This window comes from Bacteroidota bacterium (assembly GCA_018266755.1).
In the GTDB taxonomy this organism is placed as follows: domain Bacteria; phylum Bacteroidota; class Ignavibacteria; order Palsa-1295; family Palsa-1295; genus JAFDZW01.
Genome location: JAFDZW010000005.1, coordinates 791,888 through 806,424, shown reverse-complemented (window position 1 = coordinate 806,424; position 14,537 = coordinate 791,888). Strand labels below are relative to the sequence as shown.

14 protein-coding genes are annotated in these 14,537 nt (G+C 53.4%); 10 read left to right on the top strand and 4 right to left on the bottom strand.

Going from position 1 to position 14,537, the window contains the following annotated elements; all coding sequences use genetic code 11:
- Window positions 1-40 precede the first annotated feature (40 nt).
- The 3 genes from JSS75_08190 (at window position 41) to rpmA (ending at window position 1,758) form a co-directional block, all read left to right on the top strand.
- On the top strand, window positions 41-922 hold the full coding sequence (locus JSS75_08190) for a TIGR01777 family oxidoreductase (GenBank protein MBS1903666.1): 882 nt from the start codon (window positions 41-43) through the stop codon (window positions 920-922).
- A gap of 200 nt (window positions 923-1,122) precedes the next feature.
- Window positions 1,123-1,416 (top strand): 50S ribosomal protein L21, encoded by a 294-nt coding sequence (gene rplU, locus JSS75_08185; GenBank protein ID MBS1903665.1) that lies wholly within the window; start codon window positions 1,123-1,125, stop codon window positions 1,414-1,416.
- 87 nt (window positions 1,417-1,503) lie between these two features.
- Complete coding sequence (rpmA, locus tag JSS75_08180) at window positions 1,504-1,758, top strand: 50S ribosomal protein L27 (GenBank protein ID MBS1903664.1); 255 nt, start codon at window positions 1,504-1,506, stop codon at window positions 1,756-1,758.
- A gap of 74 nt (window positions 1,759-1,832) precedes the next feature.
- On the opposite strand, the gene JSS75_08175 is transcribed toward rpmA, so the two are convergent.
- Entirely contained in the window at window positions 1,833-3,362 is a 1,530-nt protein-coding gene (locus JSS75_08175) for an aldo/keto reductase (GenBank protein MBS1903663.1), read from the bottom strand.
- A gap of 169 nt (window positions 3,363-3,531) precedes the next feature.
- Here JSS75_08175 and JSS75_08170 point away from each other — a divergent pair, with 169 nt between their 5' ends.
- From JSS75_08170 to JSS75_08160, 3 genes are read left to right on the top strand one after another with little or no spacing between them, the layout of a single operon-like run.
- Entirely contained in the window at window positions 3,532-4,146 is a 615-nt protein-coding gene (locus JSS75_08170; GenBank protein ID MBS1903662.1) for an RNA polymerase sigma factor, read from the top strand.
- Window positions 4,147-4,173: 27 nt separating this feature from the next.
- A complete protein-coding gene (locus JSS75_08165) occupies window positions 4,174-5,373 on the top strand; it encodes a hypothetical protein (protein ID MBS1903661.1) in 1,200 nt (399 codons plus the stop codon).
- A complete protein-coding gene (locus JSS75_08160; GenBank protein ID MBS1903660.1) occupies window positions 5,373-6,029 on the top strand; it encodes a hypothetical protein in 657 nt (218 codons plus the stop codon). The genes JSS75_08165 and JSS75_08160 overlap by 1 nt, the downstream gene beginning before the upstream one ends.
- Before the next feature lie 58 nt (window positions 6,030-6,087).
- Here JSS75_08160 and JSS75_08155 read toward each other — a convergent pair whose 3' ends face one another.
- A complete protein-coding gene (locus JSS75_08155; protein ID MBS1903659.1) occupies window positions 6,088-7,794 on the bottom strand; it encodes an ABC transporter substrate-binding protein in 1,707 nt (568 codons plus the stop codon).
- Between the two features lie 424 nt (window positions 7,795-8,218).
- Between JSS75_08155 and JSS75_08150 the strand changes: the two genes are divergently transcribed.
- The 3 genes from JSS75_08150 (at window position 8,219) to JSS75_08140 (ending at window position 11,620) form a co-directional block, all read left to right on the top strand.
- Window positions 8,219-10,663, top strand: a complete 2,445-nt coding sequence (locus tag JSS75_08150) for a TonB-dependent receptor (GenBank protein ID MBS1903658.1) — start codon at window positions 8,219-8,221, stop codon at window positions 10,661-10,663.
- Between the two features lie 125 nt (window positions 10,664-10,788).
- The gene (locus JSS75_08145) at window positions 10,789-11,124 is read left to right on the top strand and encodes a YtxH domain-containing protein (protein ID MBS1903657.1); all 336 of its coding nucleotides are present in this window, start codon (window positions 10,789-10,791) and stop codon (window positions 11,122-11,124) included.
- A 31-nt stretch (window positions 11,125-11,155) separates the two neighbouring features.
- The gene (locus JSS75_08140) at window positions 11,156-11,620 is read left to right on the top strand and encodes a hypothetical protein (protein ID MBS1903656.1); all 465 of its coding nucleotides are present in this window, start codon (window positions 11,156-11,158) and stop codon (window positions 11,618-11,620) included.
- A gap of 46 nt (window positions 11,621-11,666) precedes the next feature.
- Here JSS75_08140 and trmD read toward each other — a convergent pair whose 3' ends face one another.
- Window positions 11,667-12,353, bottom strand: coding sequence for a tRNA (guanosine(37)-N1)-methyltransferase TrmD (gene trmD / locus JSS75_08135; GenBank protein MBS1903655.1), 687 nt, complete (start codon window positions 12,351-12,353; stop codon window positions 11,667-11,669).
- A gap of 180 nt (window positions 12,354-12,533) precedes the next feature.
- Window positions 12,534-12,887, bottom strand: coding sequence for a heavy-metal-associated domain-containing protein (locus JSS75_08130; GenBank protein MBS1903654.1), 354 nt, complete (start codon window positions 12,885-12,887; stop codon window positions 12,534-12,536).
- Between the two features lie 317 nt (window positions 12,888-13,204).
- Between JSS75_08130 and JSS75_08125 the strand changes: the two genes are divergently transcribed.
- Window positions 13,205-14,404 carry a T9SS type A sorting domain-containing protein gene (locus JSS75_08125; protein ID MBS1903653.1) on the top strand — a complete coding sequence of 400 codons (1,200 nt, stop codon included), beginning with the start codon at window positions 13,205-13,207 and terminating at the stop codon, window positions 14,402-14,404.
- The last annotated feature ends 133 nt before the right edge of the window (window positions 14,405-14,537 follow it).

Below are 14,537 nucleotides of genomic sequence, written 5' to 3'. Positions count from 1 at the left end.
AAATCACCAATCACTAACCACCAGTCACCAACCACAGACCATGCGGATTCTCATTTCCGGTTCGACAGGATTTCTTGGCAACGCACTCGTTGAACTCTTGCAGCAAGGCGGCCACACGGTCGTCAGGCTTGTCCGAGATTCGCATCACGCCGGACTCCTCTGGGACCCATATGCCCGGAGCATCGACCGTTCGCGGCTGCATGGCTTCGACGCGGTCATTAATCTATCGGGCGAATCGATCTCAGGGCGTTGGACGGCCTCGAAGAAACGCGAAATCCTACGTAGTCGCATTGAGACGGGCAATTTTCTCGTCGAGCTTATCAGCGAGATGAAGCAGAAGCCGTCGGTCTATCTTAGCGCATCGGCGATCGGTTACTATGGTGATCGCTCAGACGAGGTGCTGACCGAGTCGAGCGCACCGGGCTCTGACTTTCTGGCCGATGTGTGCAAGCAGTGGGAGGCTGTCTCGAAGCCTCTCGAAACTCAGGGGCTGCGTGTCATTCGTATGCGAACTGGGTTGGTGCTCTCACCGAAAGGCGGTGCACTGCAGCAGTTGCTCTTGCCATTTAAGCTTGGCGCCGGCGGGCCGGTCGGTAGTGGACGGCAGTGGTGGAGTTGGATCGACTTTGACGACCAGATCCGTGCCTACGAATTTGCTTTGACCAATGAGAAGATCAGCGGCGCGGTCAACGGGACCGCTCCGAATCCGGTCACGAATAAAGAGTTTGTTAAGGCCCTCGGCAAGGCACTCTCGCGGCCGTCGTTCATGCCGCTGCCGTCGTTTGCAGTGAAGCTGCTGCTCGGTGAGATGGGTGAGGGCTTATTGCTTGGTAGTCAACGAGTTGAGCCGAAGGCACTGGTGAATTCCGGGTTTGAATTCGGGCAGACCGAGATCGAGAAGTGCTTCCGAAAGCTGCTCTAATGAAGCCTTTGAAATGGCGTCATTCTGAGCGAAGCGAAGAATCCCTCTGGCGGAGCCTCACTGCGTTTCATCAATGGATTCTTCGCGGAGTTTACACTGAGCAAAGTGAATGTGCTCAGAATGACGTATAAAATTGGACATTTCTAGAACTTTTTCAAACCCAAAAGCATTATAACGCGGCTATTTGGAAGGATTGTAATATGTTCGCAATTGTAGATTTCAGAGGGGAACAGTATCGCATCGATGGCGACATGAAGCAGCTTCGTGTTGCGTATATCGCTGATGCCGAACCGGGCAGTGCGGTCACGTTCGACAAGGTGTTGATCGCTAACGACAAGGTTGGCGGCAAGGCCAAGATCTCCGCGACGGTCGCTTCGCACGGCCGCGACGGCAAGATCATCGTCTTCAAGAAGAAGCGTCGTAAGGGATACCGCAACACGCACGGTCATCGCCAGGATTACACGATGCTCAACATCAACGAGTTTTCTATCTAACGTCCCTTACTCGTAGGGGCGAGGCATGCTTCGCCCGCAGTTCGGACGGGAAAGTACACGATAAAGTTTAGCAGGAGATTATAGACAATGGCACATAAAAAAGGAGCCGGAAGTACTAAGAACGGACGCGATTCACACGCGCAACGACTTGGCGTCAAGAAGTATGGCGGCGAGCACGTCCTTGCAGGGAATATCCTCGTCCGTCAGCGCGGCACGAAGTTCCATCCCGGCGTGAACGTCGGCATGGGCTCTGACGATACGCTCTTCGCTCTTTCCGAAGGAACGGTGAAGTTCGAGCGTTTCCGTTTGAACCGCCAGCGCGTCAGCGTCTATCCGAACTAAGCAGTCGGATCAGCTTTGAATAACAAAAAGAGCGGGCAGTGTCCGCTCTTTTTGTATTCCGGTATTGCCTCGGATTATAACTCTATCTCCCGCCATTTCTCCTCGACGTTCTCAAGTTTCGGCGACTGCAGCCCGAAGAGCGTGTCGTCCACATACTCCTCCGAACGCATCCCGACCAGCACGCTCGAGACGCCTGGAATCGAACGAAGCATGATGATAGCTTTCTGGGAGAGCGAAAGCTCTTCGCGGTCCGCCGGAAGAACAGGGCGCAGCTTGGTATGGAGGAATGCCGCGCGCTCGTTCGACTTTGTCAGATAGTAGTTCGTAATGTGCTCGACAACTTCATCGACCGATTCGGCATACTCCTGCAATGCGATGAACACCTCGCGATGCTGAGCTCCCACTTCACGCAGCAGATCGAACACATACTGCAAGCGCGGACGCAGTGTGCCGAAGAGCAGATCGCGCCACTCCTCGAACGACGAGAACGCGCTCCAGCGGCTGCCGTCGAGCCACTCGCCGACAGCAAGCAGACGCTGGACGGCATCGTAGGCTTGCGGATTCAATGCAATCTCCTTGAGCGGTCCCTTCTTGAACTCGTCTTCTTGTAGTTTGAGATCATGCACCAGGTCGCTGATGTCCTGCTCCGGTGGAAATTCGCGGATGGGGTAATCGGCCAAGCGGATGAGGAGCTTGTCCTTGATCGCATTGAGCGGACGGTTGATGAGCACGCCGATGTTGTGCTCGCGAGCGAACTCGATCACCGACTTCGACGACTTCTCCTGATTCTTCTCTGTGATCGCCCCACGCTCATACAGATTCATCGGTAGCTGAATTACAGCGAAATGATTCGGCTTGGCTGAGACGGATTTCCAGACGCGTTCGAGCGAGGTGCGGTCGACCGATTCCTCCGGCTTCGGAAATGTGTTCGAGCTGATGCCGTACCACTTGATGCGGCCGCGCTCGACTTCGGTCTCCAGATACTCGAGTGCCTTCGCAATACGCTTCTCGTATGTATCGCGCGCTTCGTCTTCCGGAATGTTGTCGTCGATCGCTGCCTGAATGTAATACTCAGGGTTATGCAGCAGATATACGTCGATCGTCTCGAGGCCGAGTCGTTCGAGCGAGCGGGTGATCTGGTCTTCCAGGAATTCAGGATGGATCGAATGCCAAAGACCATTGCTGTACTTCACGAGCTCGGAGTCGTAGCTCCCGATGGTCGTATCCGGCTTGCGGCGTTCGACATCAGCAGCGATGCGCTTGTAGTTTTCCCCCTGAATATACCCGCCTTTCGAGACAACAACGATCTGCTCTCGCGTGATCTCGCCCGCTTCGATCATCGAGGCAAGGACCGCACCGATAAGCGTTTCGGAATTCCCGTCGGCGTAGTTCGAACTCGTGTCGATCAAGTTCACCCCCATTCGAATGGCCTTCGAGAGGGCCGCGCGGTGCTCGGCCGAGCGGACGTCACAACGGTATGTGCCGAAACCGACCTGGCTGACGACGAGGCCGGTCCTCCCTAATGGATTGAATTCATGAGAGATAATGCCTTCTCTGTCACGGAACGATGTCGTCCCTTCTACTGTCGCGAAGCCTGTGATCATAAATTGGAAATTGGAGGCGGATTAACAAGCCTGGGGCGGGGTGGGTTGCCCAGAAGTTTTTTGTAACCTTTTTAGTTTAAATGTGTCTTTTTATATGAGAGTAATTATTCCCCATACAGTGACCGAACCGAAGCGCCCCGCTCCCAGTGGTGAAGCGTCAAGAACCGCATTGCGTCGGAGTCTTGATTCTTCGACCATTTCTGCATTTATTGCAGGGGATGTGAAGGCCTTCAAAGAGGTGTACGAATTCTACGCAGATTCGCTCTTTGCGTATTGCCTCTACATCATGGGTGACACCCGTGCGGCTGAAGATGCACTGCAGGAAGTGCTCATTCGCATCTATTCAAACCGCGAACAACTCCGTGAAGGAGCAGCCATCAAATCGTGGCTGATGAAGATTACGCGGTCGGTGTGTCTGAACCTCACGCGCACATCGAAGTTTACGCCGGAGTTCGTCTATCTCGATGCCGATTTCGAGGACGAAGAAGGCATCCTGCATCGGCAGAAGGAGTTGTCGTTCGAGGCGATCGATCCGGCAATGCCGCAGCAGATCTTCCAGTATGCGTTCGAGCGCGTTGCGCCGATCTACCGGGAAGCGTTTCTGTTGAAGGAAGTAGAAGGATTTTCCTATGCCGAGATCGCCGACCTTACAGGCGTATCGGTGCCGAACGTCAAAGTTCGGATCAATCGTGCAAAGAAGATGCTCCGTAAGCTGCTGGCTCCGCATTTTCGTGCAGAGCTCGGCTCACGAATTCCCTCTGTCCCAGAAGAACACGAACAATAAGATTCCTGCTGGACGCTCTGAATGAGTTTGGAAGATCGCATCATAGAGTATCTCGATGGCGGGCTTACGCCTGACGCTCGTGCTGCGCTCTTGCGCGAGGTGCGCCGGTCGCCACATGCAACAGAGTTGCTCGAACACCACCGAATGCTGCGCTCGCTCGCAAAGACTTCGGTCCACAGTGTTCACGCGCCGCTGCTGACATCTGCTGCATTCGAGGCCATCGCTTCATCTACCCCTTCGCCGATCCCGTCTACCCGTCGCAAACGCACGGTAGGAATCGCTACACTCGCTGTTCTGCTGATCGGTACGATCGTAACATCGTCGCTCTTGCTGCGAAACGGCACCGATCGGTCGCTAGGATCGCTCCACACTGCATCGATCGGTTCGACGAGCATCCCAGACTATGTTGATTCTCACAGCGATCGGAATATAGCTTCTTCCTCATCGATCGATGCAGTAATGCCGAGTCAGAGTGTGCCAACGCATACCAAGAAGTTGGATGATCCTTCGATACCGCTCGAAGTAATCGCTGCACGGTCGAATTCAGAGGGGATTGGACCCGATGTTGTACAAATACCAGTTGTCAATCTGGCAGCGATGAGCGATGTCGGCAGCATCACGACGGAACGTGCACACGATCTTGTCACTCTCCGCCAGGGGGAGCGACGCGAAGAGCGTGATCGGTTCGAGGCTACACTTCAGACGTCCAGCGGCTTTACGACACCGGCCGACGCACAGCCGATCAAGCCATTCGCCGAGCAGCGTCTTGGCATCGGATATTTCATTACGCGATCGAATGTGATCGGAGTTCGGGTGACCTCCGGATTATATCAATTGCCCGGCAGTGTCGTGTCGATGAAAGAAACTGGGGTGACCGTTCTGCAACAAGCGTTAGAGACTCGTCGCGCATGGGGCGGCGAGGTCTATGCAGCGCATCACTTCACGGGGTTGTTCAATACGCCGGTCACGGCACTCATCGGCGCCTCGGCTGGTTTTATTCCCAACGGGTATACCGTTGCTGCGGAAGCAGGGGTTCGCATTCCGGCTTCTGAGCATTTCGATTTTGCTGTTGACTTTTCCCTCTCGCGCGTGCACTCGAACATCGGCGGTGCCGATGCTGTGCTGTCGAACGCGAGCGTGGCGAATGCACCCGTGCTCTTCTCCGGGACCGGCATTCGGACGACACTCAACGGCAGTATTCACTATGGTATCCAATACCGATTCTGATGAAGAGACTCACCACCCGGGCACTTCGAGTGCCATCAGTATTGCTCGCCGCGGGACTCGCCTCCTGCGGGATCGCAGATGCGCCACAACATCCGGCACCGATAACCAACGTCTCACAATTCTATTTCCCCTTGTCTGATGTGGGTGTGTCATTCGCGTATTGTCGTGCGACTTCGATCGGGACCGATACGGTCCGCATGACAATGAACGGACGTGACCAAACAACAGTCGACCTGTCGCCGGATCGTCGCTGTTACGCCGTTGGGATCAGCAACCGCGATCAATTTCATAGCGATCTCTACTTCATAGTGAACGATAGCGAAGCTGCTACCGTAGGGAGTGTTTCCTGCGGCAGCGGGGGCGCCACGTGGCTCGATCTGAAGAGCCCGCTCACCGAAGGCCAACAATGGCAGTTCAATACCGGCAACTTCTATTCGCCTGAGGTAGTGACGGCAACAGTCACACGTCGAGGCGCACAAATGAAAATGCCGGCAGGGCAAGTATTCGACGATGTCACCGAAGTACAATATGTTACTGCGGAGTCGGATACAACGGTGAAATGGTTTGCACGAGGAGTCGGCTTGATCTACTCGAGCTCCACTCGACCCGACACGTACTTCGGGTCTGTGATGAAGTATATCGGACCAGTTCAGTAATTGAAATAAAGAAGGCCGCATACACGGCCTTCTTCGTTCATACAAGGGTATGCTTCTATTACTCCGAAAACCACGTTAACTTGAACGGGTTGTTGTCTTGCGCATTGATGGGGAAGTCCTTCACCCACGGCTGCATCAGATGGTAGTCTTCGTCGTAGTAGAGAATCACTTGCGGTGCGCTCGCGATTGCAATTTGATCGCACTTGGCCCAGAGTTGTAGCGCTTTTGCACGGTCGGTTTCGGCAATGGCTGCTTCGTATGTGCGATCGAACTCGTCATTACGGAAGCGCGTCTGGTTGATCGAGCTCGGTCCGCTCGGCGGAATATTTTTGCCATAGAGCAGATTCAGGAAGTTCTGCGGATCGGGATAGTCGGCAACCCAACCGAGCCGGAAGTAGGCAGCCTTTCCGTCGTCGATCATGGGCGTAAGCTGCGACCACTCTTTGATCTCGAGCTTCACATCAAGCCCGAGATTTTCCTTGATCTGTGCCTGCACCGCTTGGGCAACATCTTGGTTGCGTCCGCCGCCTTTGTTGACGTACAGTGTCAGCTCCGGCATTTGTCCGTTGAGCTCCTTCTTCGCAAGCTCGAGTTCGTTCTTCGCACTGTCTGGGTTGAAGACAAATCCTTGAATCTGGTCGAACGGATATCCCGGCATACCCGGCGGAACGAGGCCGTGCTCGCCCGGTGCGAATGCCTGACCTTTGAGAATATACTTCACGATCTTCTTACGGTCGATCGCAAAGCTGATCGCGCGTCGCAGATGCACGTTCGATACGCCGGGATAGACAGTGTTGAAGCCATGGAATTGCGTCGCAAGCGCTGCAATGCGTCCGAGCGTATACTTCTTGTAATCGCCCTTCAATTCCTTGTGCTCATCGACAATGTCGTTGAAGAACTCATTCGGCAGACGATATTTGTGATCGAGTTTGCCCGCCTTGAACTCCAGCAGCTCGGATTTATCGTCTTGAATAAAGCGAAATTTGACCGAGTCGATATACGGAAGCCGGTTGCCGTCTTTATCCGCCTGCCAGTAGTGTTCGTTGCGGGTCAGCAGGCAGTACTGTCCTTCTTTATAGTCTACAAAACGATAAGGACCGGTCCCGACACCGTGGTGCGTAAAATCCTTGCCGTATTTCTCGACCGCTTCATGCGGATAGATGAACGAGCAGCCGAGGAGCGGATAGTTGATAAACGGAGAGAACGGTGCGGTGAGCGTCACGACGAATGTCGAATCGTCCGGCGCAGCCAGACCGCTGACGCCGCCCGCGAGTGTTGCCTTGCTGTCGAAGTATTCTTTGGCGCCTTTGATCACCTGGAAGTAGGGAAGCGCAAGCGTGTTTGTGCTCGGATCGACAGCACGCGTGAAACAATAGACAATATCTTTCGCGACCATCTTCCGTCCTTTGCCATTCGGGAAACAGGCATCGTCCTGGAAAAAGACGTCGGTCCGCAGATGGAATGTGTATGTGAGTCCGTCGGGTGAAATATCGGGCAATGCCTTTGCAAGGCACGGCTTCACATTGAGGTTGTTGTCGAACTCCAGCAATCGGTCGTAGATATTCTCGCCGATGTGGTTGCTTGTTTGATCGTTGATTTGCGGGGGATCGAGCGAACGCAAGTCGCCGGTCTCATTGACATTGAGCGTGCCGCCGAGTTTCTTACCGCCTTTGCCTTCGCGCAATGAATGAGAGGTGGTGTTCTTCTTCGAACAGGAAGCCAGAACGAGTGTTGCCGAGATCAATATGAACAGTGGGTTCTTCATTCGATACACAGAATTTGAGACTATTGGTAACCCGACATCCGCCGTTTGCACTCCCGTATGGTGAGTGCGGTAGCGGTTCCGTGTGAACAGTTCAAGAAGAAGTTATTCCGAGCACCCCATCGTCATTCTGAGCACCCACTGTCATTCTGAGCGAAGCGAAGAATCCCTCGATGAAACGTAGTAAGTCTCCGCCGAAGAGATTCTTCGCTTCGCTCAGAATGATGGCTTCGAACACCGTTTCAAACTGAGCCACCTCCCGAATGAGGCGGCTGTCGAGACTTTTAATTTCTAATCAATTTCTCATCAATTCCCCACGGAACGGCGTGTTAACTCACTATCACCCAATTGTCTTGAAGTTATAATGAGATCGATCGTTTACCTTTCTGTCGTTATGTTGGCACTTGCTCTAGTGCCACGACGGAGCATGGCCCAACAATCTACCGGTACGCTCGAGGTACGTGTGCAGATCCAGCAAATTTCTCGCTTTCAGGGCTTCACGATTCGATTGTTCGAAAGTCGCTCGGGGAAAAAGGCTGCTGAGTATGACATTCCTGACGACAGCATCGTCACTATCCACGACCTTCCGTTCGGAACGTACAATGTATGGCTCGTCGAAGGCACAGATGCGATTGTCGCAGGCAAACGAGTGAGTATCAATTCCGCCGTCGAGGTGAAGATCGTCCTTGGAAATGTGATCGAGAAGAAAGGCGAAGAAATTGTCGTAGAGGCGGTCACGCCCGATATGTCGAAACCGGTTATTTCGACTCCGTACACCGCACAGTCGATCTCCGAACTGCCGGCATTCTCCGGCCCAAAGAAGATGGAAGCGATCTTGCTCAATACTCCCGGCGTGGTGCCCGACGAAGACGGGCGCATGCACGTTCGAGGTGAAGATGCCATGCTTCAATATGTGATCGACGGGATACCGATCACGACAAACATGACACGCATCTATTCGAGCCTCTTCAATCCGAACCTTATTAAATCTGCCGATATCCTCCGCGGGGGGCTCAATGCGGAGTATGGCATTTCGACGAGCGCGATCGTGAATATTACGACACGCTCCGGATTCGACAAACCGTTTTTCGCCGATGGCAGCGCCTCGATCGGTAGTTGGGGAACACGAGACAGGGCGCTTGCTGTCGGCGGAAATCTTGGCGGGCGCGGTGCGCTCTTCCTGTCGTATGCCGGCTCCGAAACCGATCGCTACACCGATCCGGTCAGTAACTGGGATCCAATCCATAACGACGGCTATTCGCACAACTATTTCGGCAAGGCCGACTTTCTGCTGACCGATGACCTTGACCTCGTCGTCATCGGTTCTCGTAATCTATCGAATTTCGGCATCGCCAATCACGCCGATACGTCAACGCAGAACCAACGAGAAGATGTATCGGACTGGATGCTCGGCGGCCGGTTGAATTGGACAATCGGCGAATCCTCAGCGCTGAGCCTGCTTGCATACAAGCGTCATAGCGAACAAACGAATATGAGCGGCGGACTGAACCGGATCGTGACGGCTGCCGACTCCGTCGCCGCGCTTCGCAACGAAGATTTTTTTGTCGGCTCACATCGCGAGAATGACGCACTCGGAGGGATGCTCGAATTCAGCGCGAATACCAAATGGTTCGACGTGCCGAACGTCGTGAAGGTTGGTGTCGGTGGCGAGCGATTTCCAACGTCCGAGTATTTCAGTTTTGCCGTCGTGAACGATAGCCTCGCGTATGGGGAATCTGGGGACTACCGGTATCAGAGGTACGATATCCGACACGGCGGCAAACCATTTTTGGTAGATACGTCGAACACCGGTACGCGGTTTTCGGCGTATGTGCAAGACCAACTCGCGTTCGATCGCTGGGTCGTCAACGCAGGCGTGCGCTTCGATGCAATCAGTATGGTGGTTGACGAGACCGGAATTTCCCCGCGGCTCTCGGCAGCGTATAAACTGACAGACGACATCTGGCTCCGGGGCTCGTATAATCGTCAGATTATGCAAGCCCCGATCGAGAACATTCTTGTCTCGAGCTCGCCGCAGGCCCGAGTACTCGTCGATACCGCGCAAGGCGCCGTACCGACATCGGTGATGGCCGAACGCGAGCATGTCTTCGATATCGGCGGCACATGGCGCATCAACGAATATCTCGACCTCGATCTCGACGGCTATGCAAAGTTTATCGACAACTTCATTGCGAAGGTCGAACTCGGAGTTTCGGGGATCATCTTCCCGATCAACATCAAGCAGGGGCGCGTGCTTGGGGGCGACCTCACCGTGAACCTGCATCATTGGAATCACTTCTCCGGCAAGCTCTCGCTTTCGTTCTGCGATTCGCGCGGACTCAAGCCGGATGACGGTTCGACACCCATCGCTGCCGGACTCATTCTTGGCGAAGAAGGGGCGAGCTACTCACACCCGTTCGCGGGGGAGGACGCATTTCAGACCGAGCACAACCAGCCGATCACTGCGTCCTTCACGCTCAACTACGATCTGCCCGGCGGACTCTTCGCAACGCTTGGCGGACGGTTCGATTCCGGCTTGCCGTTCGATCTCGCAAAGGATGGTGTCGGTCTGGACGAAGCCGCGTCTCGTGCCGAGCTTAAACGGCGCGGATATAGCGACGAGGTCATTGACCTGCTTGGGCTCACGTCGGACATGCCCGGCTCGCCGGACAAGTCGAGCGGAGCTCATATCGTGCTCGACCTTGCGGCGGGATACGACCTCAAACCGGCACTGAATATCCCGGCAAAGATCACCGGGACGATTCTGAACGTGCTGGATACAAAGTATCTCTACAAGTTCGAATCGAGTTTCGGCGGCACACACTTCGGCTTGCCGCGCACATACCAGCTCAATCTTGAAGTTCGTATCTGAACGCCCGCTCCTACTTGTTCGGATGGAACTGACTGCCCGGAGGTCCAATGCTTCGGGCAGTCGCCGTTTTGGACGGCACATTGCATGACGGGGAATTGTTGTAATCGGTGTATTCAAACGCAATTATGGCAGAGAAAGAAGTCAGACAATCCGGCGGGTCGGTCCAGTCGTTTTTGGTCGGAGCGATCGTTGGCGGTGCGGTCGGAGCTGCATTCGCGTTGCTCTATGCCCCGAAGCGAGGCAAAGAATTGCGCGAAGACATCTCCGAGAAAATGAGCGGCCTTTCCGATCGGTTTACGACGTTGCTCAAGAAGGCAAAAGAGACCGGCGAAGAATTGCTGCATGAAGAGACGGAAGTCGTGAGCGAAACGATGCACGAAGCCTATCGTAAGGCCGAAGAGCTGATCGACGAGGCGGACCGCATCATCAACGACGCCCGTTCGCGCATGAAGACCGATTGATACGTTTTTCACCTTCGACGAAGGGACCCGCATGGAAATCGTACTATACATAGCCGGCGCGATCGCGCTGTTGGCACTTGCTTACTTCCTCTTGCGTGCGGCAAAAACGCTCGGAGAGGTTTCGATCGTGCTGCAACATACCGAATCGCTGCTCGATGATGTTCGCAAGAACGCCGATCAGATGACGCAGGAGATTGCTACGATCCGCATGCATGTCGTGCCGGTCATCGACTCCGTCGGCGAGATCACGACCCGCGTCTCGCAAGTGGCCGAAGGGCTCCAGCCTCGCGTCGATCGGATCTACGAAACGGTTGACGATGCACTCGATATTGCCGAAGGTGTGCTCGAAGATGTCGAGCGCATCAAAACGGAAGTCGTCGATACGATCGAGTCGCCGCTCAAAGTCGTTCGCAATACTTCGACGGGCCTTGCCTCGACCATCGTCAAGGGCTTCTCGCTCGTGAAAGATCTGGTACAGGAGTTTAAGAAAAAGTAGCGCCGACTTCAGTCGGTGCAGCGCCTCGCCACGATACCGGGGAGGGTCAATGGTCCTGTTGATCGAGTATATCCGGCCTTCGTTGTTTTGTGCGTTCGATCGCATGTTCATGCCGCCACTCACTGATCTTCTTGTGATCGCCCGATTGTAATATGTCGGGTACCGCCATTCCTTCGAACTCCGCAGGCCGAGTATAGAGCGGGGCATCGAGCAATCCTGTTTGAAACGAATCGAGCATGGCGCTTTCGCTGTCGCCCAGCGCGCCGGGGAGCAATCGCACCACGGCATCGACGACAATGGCTGCAGCCAGCTCGCCGCCGGTCAGCACATAATCGCCGATCGAGATCTCGCGTGTCACGAGCGCTTGCCGGATGCGCTCATCGATACCTTTGTAGCGGCCGCAGATCATGATGATATTCTGCTTCAGCGAGAGGTCGTTCGCATCATCCTGCACGAAAGTCTTGCCGTCGGGCGTGAGGAATACAATCTCGTCGTACGTGCGCTCCGATTGTAGTTTGCGAACAAGCGTGAAGATCGGCTCGCATCGCAATACCATCCCAGCGCCGCCGCCGAACGGCTCGTCGTCGATCTGATGATATTTCCCCAAACCATATTCACGAAGGTCGTGAACGACGATCTCCACCAACTCTCGTTCTTGCGCACGTTTAATGATACTCTCGGAAAGAGGGCCGGAAAGAACTTTCGGGACAACGGCGATGACGTCGATACGCACGGAAGCGGTGGGGGTTGGGAAATGAGAAATTAGGAATTAGGAATCATGGCTCAGAAGTGGATACTCGCTCGGCAAATGTCATTCCGACCGCAGGGAGGAATCCGTACATGCTCTATGATTGAAAGCATAGTGCGGTCCCGGATTCCTCACTTCGTTCGGAATGACAGATTAACGTGCGAACTACTTGCAGCAGTCTTCCAACTTCTGGTAGGCCGCATCGTCACGCTGAACGTTGTCGGCCGTATAGCCAGCCTTTGAGATGGCGGTGCGGATCTTCGATTCGTCCGTTTGTCCGGGGGTATAGACAACCTCGACAGACTTGCTGCCCTTGAGCGTGACAAGCGAATTCTGCACGCCCGGCACATTCTGTAGTGCTGTTTCGATCGTCTTCTTGCACGTTTCGCACTTCGCGGTCGGGAGCGCGATCACGGCTTTCTTGGATTCAGCCTGCGACTTTTCAGAACAGCCGTTGCCGAAGAACGCGATCACACCAAGAAGCGCGACCGTTATAATAATTTTAGTACTGATTCTCATAGATTTCCAAACAGGCGCCGACAGGATTATATTCCGTGAACGGCTGGCCGACATGGCCCACTGTGACCATTATGATGCCTCCCGAATCTAAGACAGTAATAACGATCCTAAAATCCAGGGCGCAGAATAGAGAATAGGCTTAAGACCAAAATCTAACTAACGAGTTGTGGAATTATTTCGAATCCCTTATCATTAATCTAAGTAGTTCACGTAGTTTGTAGCGGTCTGATTAAACTACAAGAGGTTGTCTCTGGCACCTAAACGGACTTATTAAGCTAACATCATACAGAACAGATTGATAGAAGGGAATACACGACATGCTTTCCTTCAAGTTTAAGCCCTCAAAAGTAATTATACCTATACAATTGCTTAATTCAATTGCTTCGGGAGTAACTGCCTCAGAGTTGCTGATCGCCATATTGGTACTAGCATGCGTATCGGTTTTTTCATTGCCATCCAACTCGGGAGCCAAGCAAATGGATTATACCTCTGGTGGCACTTATATCCTACCACCCACGTATGAAGTATCACAAAATCAGTGGTCGCCAATCATTAATCTGGGTAATCCTACTACAGATGCAACTAACTGTCCGAACGTGACATATTCAAATTCATCGAACGTAACAGCTCTCACTGCTGACTTTAGTTGTGGGAATGGTTGGGCATCACCACATGGCAAAGATGCTCCGTCTATAACGCAAGCAATATCTGATGATGACTGTTACTATTACGGCATACATTGGCCGGACAGTCTCTGTCTTTATGAAAAGGCACTTACATATTTTGGTGTCGACCCAGTCATGTGCAGAGACAGTATGCGCTCTTACGTCGAGTACCATCCATTTGCAACCGTGTATCCAGGTGAGACCCTCGATGCATTCCGGTATGCTTTTACTAGTACCGCTGATATTTGGTATGCCCAAACAATCAACACGACAGAGCCTTGGGTCAATCAATATAATTGGCTTGTGAAGATGCAACCGATAAACTCGGAGGCAATCTACCAACACTACGTATTAAATGGTCTTGCGAATGCGCTCGGCCATATAGACTTTAACGCCGAAGCAAATATGTGGTATAACATCACGTTGTTATTTCCAGATGACTCTGGTGGAAATGCTGCCTGCTGGAAAGCAATACAGGGCATCCGAGTAACCCAATCCAGGATACCAGAGGACACCACACCCTTCTATAAGCTGACGTTCCCACTGAAGCCGATTCCCGATGCGGGAGTTCGTGTAAGTGCAATTGCTGGCCAAGAGATGAATGTGCGGGTGGTTACAGATGCTGATATGCGGACGCTTTCAGTGTACTACGAGCTTGCATCCGATGGTGAAGCAGATTTCATGATCTATGACCAACTTGGCAAGGCCCTCATTCATAAACGAAGCAGTTATGTATCTAAAGGAGATCAACATATATTGCTTGATATAAATGAGATTCCAAGCGGCGCTTATTTCCTCAGGGTGCAGACGGCTGGCTCAGTAGTTACGAAACCATTCTTAATAACGAGGTAAAGCGGATAAAACCTGCTGTTACTTCACTACACATACAGGCCTCTCAACAAGTGGGGGGCCTGTAATCTGAATGATGGCCCCTCCGGCCTGTGTAGTTGGGTTGGGATTATGCAATACTTACCACCTGCCGTCA

Excerpts from the sequence above, each read along its gene's own strand:
- JSS75_08130 (MBS1903654.1), bottom strand. The coding sequence starts at position 12,887 with ATGAGAATCAGTACTAAAATTATTATAACGGTCGCGCTTCTTGGTGTG.
- JSS75_08125 (MBS1903653.1), top strand. The coding sequence starts at position 13,205 with ATGCTTTCCTTCAAGTTTAAGCCCTCAAAAGTAATTATACCTATACAA.
- JSS75_08140 (MBS1903656.1), top strand. The coding sequence starts at position 11,156 with ATGGAAATCGTACTATACATAGCCGGCGCGATCGCGCTGTTGGCACTT.
- rpmA (MBS1903664.1), top strand. The coding sequence starts at position 1,504 with ATGGCACATAAAAAAGGAGCCGGAAGTACTAAGAACGGACGCGATTCA.
- JSS75_08175 (MBS1903663.1), bottom strand. The coding sequence starts at position 3,362 with ATGATCACAGGCTTCGCGACAGTAGAAGGGACGACATCGTTCCGTGAC.
- JSS75_08155 (MBS1903659.1), bottom strand. The coding sequence starts at position 7,794 with ATGAAGAACCCACTGTTCATATTGATCTCGGCAACACTCGTTCTGGCT.
- JSS75_08150 (MBS1903658.1), top strand. The coding sequence starts at position 8,219 with ATGGCCCAACAATCTACCGGTACGCTCGAGGTACGTGTGCAGATCCAG.
- JSS75_08145 (MBS1903657.1), top strand. The coding sequence starts at position 10,789 with ATGGCAGAGAAAGAAGTCAGACAATCCGGCGGGTCGGTCCAGTCGTTT.
- JSS75_08160 (MBS1903660.1), top strand. The coding sequence starts at position 5,373 with ATGAAGAGACTCACCACCCGGGCACTTCGAGTGCCATCAGTATTGCTC.
- rplU (MBS1903665.1), top strand. The coding sequence starts at position 1,123 with ATGTTCGCAATTGTAGATTTCAGAGGGGAACAGTATCGCATCGATGGC.
- JSS75_08190 (MBS1903666.1), top strand. The coding sequence starts at position 41 with ATGCGGATTCTCATTTCCGGTTCGACAGGATTTCTTGGCAACGCACTC.